Annotated in this window: 11 protein-coding genes; 7 read left to right on the top strand and 4 right to left on the bottom strand. The window is 71.8% G+C overall.

The window, feature by feature from the left end; genetic code table 11:
* The coding region (locus Q0L15_RS08265; RefSeq protein ID WP_296603556.1) for a hypothetical protein at window positions 1–541 on the bottom strand (541 nt) is incomplete at its 3' end.
* A gap of 287 nt (window positions 542–828) precedes the next feature.
* Between Q0L15_RS08265 and Q0L15_RS08260 the strand changes: the two genes are divergently transcribed.
* Window positions 829–1,632 (top strand): GNAT family N-acetyltransferase, encoded by an 804-nt coding sequence (locus Q0L15_RS08260; RefSeq protein WP_296603554.1) that lies wholly within the window; start codon window positions 829–831, stop codon window positions 1,630–1,632.
* Between the two features lie 22 nt (window positions 1,633–1,654).
* On the opposite strand, the gene Q0L15_RS08255 is transcribed toward Q0L15_RS08260, so the two are convergent.
* Complete coding sequence (locus Q0L15_RS08255) at window positions 1,655–1,888, bottom strand: DUF3099 domain-containing protein (RefSeq protein ID WP_296603553.1); 234 nt, start codon at window positions 1,886–1,888, stop codon at window positions 1,655–1,657.
* Between the two features lie 104 nt (window positions 1,889–1,992).
* On the opposite strand from Q0L15_RS08255, the gene Q0L15_RS08250 reads away from it, so the two are divergent.
* Window positions 1,993–2,235: a hypothetical protein gene (locus Q0L15_RS08250; protein ID WP_296603551.1), complete on the top strand. Its 243-nt coding sequence runs from the start codon at window positions 1,993–1,995 to the stop codon at window positions 2,233–2,235.
* A gap of 3 nt (window positions 2,236–2,238) precedes the next feature.
* Here Q0L15_RS08250 and Q0L15_RS08245 read toward each other — a convergent pair whose 3' ends face one another.
* Complete coding sequence (locus tag Q0L15_RS08245) at window positions 2,239–3,675, bottom strand: PLP-dependent aminotransferase family protein (RefSeq protein WP_296603550.1); 1,437 nt, start codon at window positions 3,673–3,675, stop codon at window positions 2,239–2,241.
* 61 nt (window positions 3,676–3,736) lie between these two features.
* Between Q0L15_RS08245 and Q0L15_RS08240 the strand changes: the two genes are divergently transcribed.
* Both Q0L15_RS08240 and Q0L15_RS08235 read left to right on the top strand, forming a co-directional pair.
* Window positions 3,737–4,465 (top strand): hypothetical protein, encoded by a 729-nt coding sequence (locus Q0L15_RS08240; RefSeq protein WP_296603549.1) that lies wholly within the window; start codon window positions 3,737–3,739, stop codon window positions 4,463–4,465.
* A 48-nt stretch (window positions 4,466–4,513) separates the two neighbouring features.
* On the top strand, window positions 4,514–4,966 hold the full coding sequence (locus Q0L15_RS08235) for an iron chaperone (RefSeq protein WP_296603547.1): 453 nt from the start codon (window positions 4,514–4,516) through the stop codon (window positions 4,964–4,966).
* Window positions 4,967–4,969: 3 nt separating this feature from the next.
* Here Q0L15_RS08235 and Q0L15_RS08230 read toward each other — a convergent pair whose 3' ends face one another.
* On the bottom strand, window positions 4,970–5,536 hold the full coding sequence (locus Q0L15_RS08230) for a class I SAM-dependent methyltransferase (protein ID WP_296603545.1): 567 nt from the start codon (window positions 5,534–5,536) through the stop codon (window positions 4,970–4,972).
* A gap of 392 nt (window positions 5,537–5,928) precedes the next feature.
* On the opposite strand from Q0L15_RS08230, the gene Q0L15_RS08225 reads away from it, so the two are divergent.
* From Q0L15_RS08225 to Q0L15_RS08215, 3 genes are all read left to right on the top strand, one after another.
* Entirely contained in the window at window positions 5,929–6,066 is a 138-nt protein-coding gene (locus Q0L15_RS08225) for a hypothetical protein (protein WP_284536672.1), read from the top strand.
* Between the two features lie 10 nt (window positions 6,067–6,076).
* Window positions 6,077–7,156: a 3-isopropylmalate dehydrogenase gene (locus Q0L15_RS08220; protein ID WP_296603544.1), complete on the top strand. Its 1,080-nt coding sequence runs from the start codon at window positions 6,077–6,079 to the stop codon at window positions 7,154–7,156.
* A gap of 90 nt (window positions 7,157–7,246) precedes the next feature.
* On the top strand, window positions 7,247–8,332 hold the full coding sequence (locus Q0L15_RS08215; protein ID WP_296603543.1) for a branched-chain amino acid aminotransferase: 1,086 nt from the start codon (window positions 7,247–7,249) through the stop codon (window positions 8,330–8,332).
* Window positions 8,333–8,420 lie beyond the last annotated feature (88 nt).

Here is an 8,420-nt window from a genome sequence, read left to right as displayed (position 1 = left end):
TGCCGTTGCTGGTGACGAACACGTCCTTGCACCCCGGCTCGCCCCGCATCGCGGTCCTGGCATCGCCGACGGAGGCGGCCTCTCCCACCGCCACGAAGGTGTCGACCGCGCGGGCGAGCTCGGGCGTCGCGCGGAGCTCGTGCAGCGTGTCGGAGTCGGCCAGGTCGGAGGCCGGCTTGCCCTGGAGCTGCGCGTACTTGTCCACATCGGGCTCATGGACGACCAGGAGCGCGACACCGTCGTTCGTGAGGACCGGCACCCGGGCGTTCCGCGAGGCCCGCATGGCGACGTACAGGTCTCGCAGGACCAGGGCCTCGGCGGCCGCCCGGTCCGGCACGTGACGGACCGGGCTGATCCTGGCGAGCTGGGTCATGACGTCGCTCGCCTTCGTCTCGTCGGTGAACGTGCCGGCGGCCTTCAGCGTCTCGAGGGTGGTCGTGCTCGCGGCCTGCAGGTTCTCCTTGGCGAAGTAGAACGCCAGGATGGTGCCGATCCAGGTCCCGAGCAGCGGAAGCACCGAGGCGAACACCAGGCGAGCCATCTCGGGACGGTCCGCATCGTTGGACTGCCAGAGGAGCACCGTCGAGATGACGGCGATGCCGGCGACTCCGGCAACGCACACCCACAAGGCCAGACGTGACCTGGTGGCGGCATCATCGAGCTGGATCGACATGGCGTTCACCCCCGAGCGACGGCACTGTCCATGGGCAACGTAGCCCCGGCGGGCCGTGCCCGGTCGGGCCAAAGGTCCCGATGATCGCCGAACGGCCGACTCCGTCCGGGCGAAACCCGGTCGCCGCGCGACGGCACGCCCGCTAGCCTCCGGTCGTGACGCTGCGGACCGAGCTGCTCGAGGCCTACGACTCCCAGCTGCGGCTCGAGGCGGAGATGGCCAACGCCCGCAGCTGGCACCACCACGGTCCGCTGGTGCGGGGGGTCTTCGGTGACGGGGGATTCGTCTCCTACCGCGACCTGAGCGGCCTGGCCGACGACGAGATCGACGTGCTCATCGCCGAGACGGTGGCCTGGTTCCGCGACGAGACCACAGCGGCGACCTTCGAGTGGAAGACCCGCGGGCACGACCTGCCCGCCGACCTGCCCGACCGCCTGGTCGCCCACGGGCTGCAGGCCGAGGAGCGCGAGACCGTGATGATCGGGCGGGCCGAGCTGCTCGACCAAGAGGTCGAGCTGCCTGCGGGCATCGTCGTACGCCGAGCGGGCGTGGGGCGTGACCTGGAGGACGACGTGGCGAGGGCACTGCAGATGCAGGCCGAGGCCTTCGGTCGCCCTGCCGGTCCGGACGCCGCCGAGCTCGCCGACCTGCTGAGAGCCGCGCCGGACCTGCACGGTCTCTGGGTCGCGGAGGACGCGGGCGGCGCCGTGGTCTGCGCGGGACGCACGGAGGTCGTGCCGGGCACGGAGTTCGCCGGCCTCTGGGGCGGTGCCACGCTGCCGGCGTGGCGAGGTCGCGGCATCTACCGGGCGCTGGTCGCCGCCCGGGCCCGCGCCGCCCTGACGACTGGGGCCCGCTACCTGCACAGCGACTGCACGGAGATGTCGCGCCCGATCCTCGAGCGCAGCGGCCTGGTCGCCGTCACGACGACGACGCCCTTCATCTGGTCGCGCGACTGACCCGCGGCCGCTCAGCCCGAGGTCAGCGGTCCTCGCCCCAGTTGGCGACGATCACGGCGATCGGTGGGAGCACGGCCGCGACCACCGACATGGCCACCGCCGCGGTCGTCGACCACAGGCGGACCAGGTTCCACGCGAGCACGATCAGCGCCACGCACACGCCCATCAGGGCGAAGTACCACCGTCGACGCCGGCGCAGCCGCTCGCTCTGCGGTCGACGTACGGCGCCGGACGTGACCCGTGGGAACCGGCTCATCTCTCCCACCTTCCCCTGGAGTGGCGCGGTACACCCACGATCGTCGCGCGCGCCTCGGAGCGCCTGTCGGTGCTGCCGCCTAGAGTCCGTCGGGTGAGTACACGATGAGCAAGGAAGCGGCGCTGCGGGCGATGCGCGAGGCCCGATACCTTGAGCGGACGGCGGGATCGGCCACCGCCTCGACACCGGCCAGACGGGCGGTCCGTCCCGTCACGCCGAGCACGCGCGACCTCGACCCGGCCGCTCCGGCCGCGACCGCGGAGGCGCTGTGCGGGCACCGGTCGATGAACGGACGCACCTGCACCCGCGAGCAGGGCCACGCGGCGAAGAACCACCGCTACTCCTGACCCTCAGGCCACCATCACCCGCTGTGAGGTGCCGGGGGAGGGAGCCGGCCGGTCCCGCACCACCGCCCACGCGGCGGCGATCCGGCGGACGCCTTCGACGAGCTCGTCGGGCCGGCGACCCCACGGGATGCGGACGAACGAGTCGAGCCCGCCCTCGGCGGCGAACACGGGCCCCGGGACGATCGCCACGCCGTGGCGCTCGGCCTCGGCCGCCAGCGCGGAGCCCAGCGGCTCCGGCAGCCGGCACCACAGGGCGAGGCCGCCGGACGGCAGCCGGAAGGTCCACTCCGGCAGGTGCTCGCGGACCGCGGCGGCGAGGATGTCGCGCTGGGTGCGCTGCTCCTCGCGGTGGGCCGGGAGGATCTCGTCGACCGCCGCGAGCAGCCGGACGAGCACGAGCTGCTCCATCACCGGGGCGCCGAGGTCGAGGGAGACCCGCGCTCGGGTGAGCCGTTCCATCTGCGCGTACGGAGCGCGGATCCACCCCAGTCGCAGGCCGCCCCAGAACGCCTTGCTGGCGCTGCCGAGCGTGATCGTCTCGGGCGCGTACGACGCGAACGGCCGCGGCATCTCCTGCCCGTCGAGCGCGAGCGCCTGGTGGGCCTCGTCGACGATCGGCGTGGTGTGGGCGCGGCGCAGGTGTCCGGCGTACTCCTCGCGCTGGGCGTCGGACATGAGGTGGCCGGTGGGGTTCTGGAAGTCGGGGATCAGGTAGGCCAGCCGGGGCGCGCTCTGGCGGATCGTGGCGGCGACCGCGTCGAGGTCCCACCCCTCGGGGTCGACCGGCACCGGTGTCAGCCGGGCGCCGGCGTGCCGCAGCGCGTCGGTCGCGTTGGGGTAGACGGGGGACTCCACCAGCAGGCGATCGCCGCTCCGCGTGAACGCCTGGGCCACGATCGACGCGGCGGCCAGCGCCCCCGAGGTCACCATGATCTGGTCGGGGTCGGTCGGCAGGCCGCGTGCCTCGTAGGTCGCGGCGATCGCGCGCTGCAGCTCGGGCAGGCCGACGGGGAAGTACCCGTGACCGCCGAGGTACGCCGGCAGCTCGGCCGCGGCCTCGGCGTACGCCTCCGCCAGGCCGACCGGCGCGGGCGGCGCCGCGCAGTTGAAGTCGACGACGTCGTCGCCACCGGCGCGGGGGAGCAGGGCCCGGTCGTGCGCCCGGGCCCGGCCTCCGGGCACCCGCGTGAACGTGCCGGCGCCGCGCTTGGCCACGGCGTACCCGGTCTCGCGCAGGGCCGCGTAGGCGCGGGTCACCGTGGTCCGCGAGACACCCAGGGCGTCGGTGAGCTCGCGCTCGCTGGGCAGCCGCGTGTCGTAGACGATCCGGCCGTCGCCGATCAACAGGGTGAGCGCGCGGGCGAGGCCGGCGTACGCCGGCGAGCGGTCGAAGTCGCCGACCAGGGTGGCTATGCGGGTGGCCGTCACGGACCTCGTCATGCAGGCCACTGTTCCACGATTGGCTATTTCTGAGAAGTCCAATCGTTCGCAGAATGGTCCGGTGACCCTGACCGCGCCCGCCACTGCCACCGCCCGGCCCGGGCTGACCGACCTCGGCCCGATCGCCCAGCTGCGCGCCGGCCGCCTCGTGCGCCGCCTGCCCCAGCTCTACGTGGGCCTCGTGCTGTACGGCGTCTCGCTGGCCATGATGTACCGCGGTCACCTCGGCCTCGCGCCGTGGGACGTGCTCCACTCCGGCTTGATCCGCCACGTGCCGCTCACGATCGGCCAGGCTGTGGTCGTCATGAGCTTCGTGGTGCTCATCGCCTGGATCCCGCTGCGCGAGACCCCCGGGATCGGCACGGTCTCCAACGCGTTGGTCGTCGGGTTCTCCGCCGACGCGACCCTGGCCGTGCTCGACCGGGCGGACGGGATGCCGCTGCGCATCGCGCTGATGGTCGGAGGCGTGCTGCTCTGCGGCCTGGCCAGCGCGCTCTACATCGGCGCCCAGCTCGGCCGGGGGCCGCGCGACGGGCTGATGACCGGCCTGGCCCGGCGTACCGGCCGCTCGCTGCGGCTGGTACGCACGGGTCTCGAGGTCGCCGTCGTCGTGATCGGCCTGCTGCTCGGCGGCACCCTCGGCCTCGGCACGGTGCTCTATGCGCTCGCGATCGGTCCGCTCACCCAGCTGTGGTTGCCGGCGTTCACCGTCGACGTCCAGGCCCCGGCGCCTCGGCCCGGCGCTCGATCGGTCAGGAATCGAGAAGCACCCGTCGTCGAGCCGAACTAGGTTCCTTCGTGCCGGCAACGCGCCGGCACGAGCTTCCCAGGAGGAACCATGACCACGACGCAGACCACGGGCAACGACGGCTTCACCGAGGCCGAGCGCGCCGCGATGAAGGCCCGCGCGGCGGAGCTGCGTGCCGAGGGCAAGAAGGGGCAGAAGAAGGCCGACGGGCTCGAGCAGCTCCTCGAGTCGATCGAGAAGATGGCGCCCGAGGACCGCGCGCTCGCCGAGCGCGTGCACGTCACGGTCACCGAGCACGCCCCGCGGCTGGAGCCCAAGACCTGGTACGGCATGCCGGCCTACGCCAATGCCGAGGGCAAGGTCGTGCTGTTCTTCAAGAACGCCGGCAAGTTCAAGGAGCGCTACTGCACGCTCGGCTTCGAGGGCGCTGCACACCTCGACGACGGCGACCTGTGGCCGACGGTCTTCGCACTGACCGCGTGGAACGACCAGGTCGCCGAGCGGGTGGCCGACCTGGTGCGTACGGCGACGGCTGGGGTGTGAGGCTCAGCGCTTGGTGGCGATCAGCGCGGACGCGTCGGGGGCGACCATCACCTCCACGGCGGTGAAGCGTTCGTCGGTGAGCCACTGCTCGCGCAGGGTGTCGACACGTCCGTAGGCGATCGGCGGCCAGACCTCGCAGGGCGTGAAGTCGTCGAGCACGACGATGCCGCCCTCCTCGACGAGGTCGGCGATCGAGTCGACGCCGACCTCGGTGGGCTCGCCGGAGTCGAGGAAGAGCAGCGAGAACGGCCCCTTGTCGAGCAGCGTCGACCAGTCGGCCGAGAGCACCTCGACCTGCGGGTCGTCGACGAAGATCTCCGCGGCGGCGTCGGCGAGCTTGGCGTCCAGCTCCGCGGTGAGGATGCGCGCGTCGCCGCGGACGCCGGAGCGCAGCCAGGCGGTGCCGACGCCGCAGCCGGTGCCGAACTCGGCCATCACGCCCTCCCGGGTGGCGGCGAGCGCCGCCAGCAGGCGGCCGGTCTCGTTGCGGCAGAACGACACGTATCCCGCCTTGCGGGAGACGGCGAACGCGCGGGACACGACGTCGGGCAGGTCGGGCGGGGCGCTCATGGGGCGAGTCTCTCATCGCGGGACATCCGTCTCGCATCGCGAACAGTCTGTGGAATGTCGTGGCCGGCGTCGCGGACCTGTCGTACGGTGGTCGCACCATGCGGAACGTCTTCGTACTTATTGACTGCCGCGGCGAGGCTTCTTAAGAGAGGCCACCTCGCCGCGGTGTTCGGCGTTGACGGTCTCTCGGTGCATCTGAGTCGAAGATGTCCCCGCGCGAGACCCGCCGCCAGCAGCAAGGCGCGATCCGCATCCTGATGGTTTCTCCCTCTCTCGTGTGATCCACGAGTCGAGCGCGTATCCCGCGCCGGGCCATCTTCGTCTCAGGTGTATCGGGAGCCGTACGGCACACCCACACCCACACCCGAGAGACACGAGAGAGAAGCAGACCGATGTACGACATGTATCCCGACTGGGGACCCGCGAGCCACCACCCCGACAACCCGCGCAGCTACGAGAACGTCAGCGCTGCCCTGCAGGCCTCGCTCGACCTGCGGGACAACGGCGGCCAGCGTCCCGACGACAACTAGCCTTCGACGCATGACCACCGCAACCACTCCTGTCTCGTCCGGCTCCCTGCGACTCGCCGTCATCCCCGGCGACGGGATCGGACCCGAGGTGACGGCCGAGGCCCTCAAGGTCCTCGAGGTCGCATCCCCGGACGGAGTGAAGTTCGAGCAGACGCGCTACGACCTGGGCGCGGAGCGCTACCTCGCGACCGGCGAGGTGCTGCCCGACTCCGTGCTCGCCGAGATCCGCGAGCACGACGCCATCCTGCTCGGCGCCGTCGGGGGCAAGCCCAACGACCCGAACCTGCCGCCGGGCATCCTCGAGCGCGGGCTGCTGCTGCGGCTGCGCTTCGAGCTCGACCACTACGTCAACCTGCGCCCGTCCCGGATCTTCCCGGGTGCCGCGTCCCCTCTGGCGAACCCCGGAGAGGTCGACTTCGTCGTGGTCCGCGAGGGCACCGAAGGCCCCTACACGGGCAACGGTGGCGCCCTGCGTGTCGGTACGCCGCACGAGATCGCCACCGAGGTCTCGGTCAACACCGCCTTCGGTGTGGAGCGCGTGGTGCGCGACGCCTTCGCCCGCGCCCAGCGCCGACCGCGCCGGAAGCTCACCCTGGTCCACAAGACCAACGTCCTGGTCAACGCCGGCTCCCTGTGGTGGCGGCTGAGCCAGCAGGTGGCGCAGGAGTTCCCGGACGTCACCGTCGACTACATGCACATCGACGCCGCGATGATCTTCATGACCACCGACCCCGCGCGCTTCGACGTGATCGTCACCGACAACCTGTTCGGCGACATCATCACCGACCTCGCCGCCGCGATCACCGGCGGCATCGGCCTGGCGGCCTCCGGCAACGTCAACCCCGACCGGACCGCGCCGTCGATGTTCGAGCCCGTCCACGGCTCCGCGCCCGACATCGCCGGCCAGCAGAAGGCCGACCCCACCGCCGCGATCCTCTCGGCGTCCCTGCTGCTCGACCACCTCGGGCACCCCGACGCCGCCGCCGCCATCGAGACGGCCGTCATCGCCGACCTCGCCGCGCGCGAGCCGGGCACCTCCCGGCGTACCGCCGAGGTCGGCGACGCGATCGCCGCGCGAGTAGCGCGCTAGCGCCCTTCGTCGACCGACACCGACGGCCGGGCACACCGTGGTGTGCCCGGCCGGTCTCATTTACCTGGAAGGCCTACTAAGTTGTCACCCATGGAGATCAGCACCACCGCCTCGACCGCCGCCGTCTCCGACGACCGCCTCGCCGAGATCCTCGCCAACCCCGGCTTCGGCCTGCACTTCACCGACCACATGTTCACGGTCGAGTGGACGCCCGACGCCGGCTGGCACGGCGCGCGCATCGAGCCCTACGGTCCGCTGACGCTCGACCCCGCGACGGCCGTCCTGCACTACGCGCAGGAGATCTTCGAGGGCATGAAGGCCTACCGGCACGAGGACGGGTCGATCTGGTCCTTCCGGCCCGAGGAGAACGCCGCGCGGATGATGCGCTCGAGCCACCGGCTCGCGCTCCCGGTCCTCGAGGTCGACGACTTCGTCCAGGCGGTCGACGCGCTGGTGGTCGCGGACCAGCGCTGGGTGCCCGACAGCACCGAGCCCGGGGCGGGGGAGAAGAGCCTCTACCTGCGACCGTTCATGTTCGCCTCCGAGGCGTTCCTCGGGGTGCGCCCGGCCCAGCACGTCACGTTCATGGTCATCGCCAGCCCCGCCGGCGCCTACTTCAAGGGCGGCATCAAGCCGGTCACGCTCTGGCTCACCGAGGAGTACACCCGTGCCGGCCGCGGTGGCATGGGCGCCGCCAAGACCGGCGGCAACTACGCCAGCTCGCTGGTCGCCCAGCAGGAGGCCACCGCCAACGGCTGCGACCAGGTCGTGTTCCTCGACGCCCAGGAGGGCCGGTACGTCGAGGAGCTCGGCGGCATGAACATGTACTTCGTCCACGACGACGGCACGATCGTCACCCCCGAGATCGGCACGATCCTCGAGGGCATCACCCGCTCCAGCATCATCGAGCTCGCCGGCAAGCTCGGCCACCAGGTCGTCGAGCGCAAGTTCTCCATCGACGAGTGGCGCGAGGGCGTCACCAGCGGGCGCATCACCGAGGTCTTCGCGTGCGGCACCGCCGCCGTCGTCACCCCGGTCGGCGCGCTGAAGTGGGACGGCGGCGAGGTGCCGGCGCCGGCGAGCACGGACCTCACCATGCGGATCCGCCAGGCACTGGTCGACATCCAGTACGGCCGCGCCGAGGACACCTTCGGCTGGATGCACCGCATCATCTGATCTCGCGCCGAGGGCCCGCCCTGGGCATCGAGAGTAGGTGAGGCTACCCTAACTCGGTGGCCACTGTGCATGTGCCGGACGCGGCATC

Source organism: Nocardioides sp. (genome assembly GCF_024509035.1).
Classification (GTDB): Bacteria; Actinomycetota; Actinomycetes; order Propionibacteriales; family Nocardioidaceae; genus Nocardioides.
This window is presented reverse-complemented; position numbering and strand designations above follow the sequence as displayed.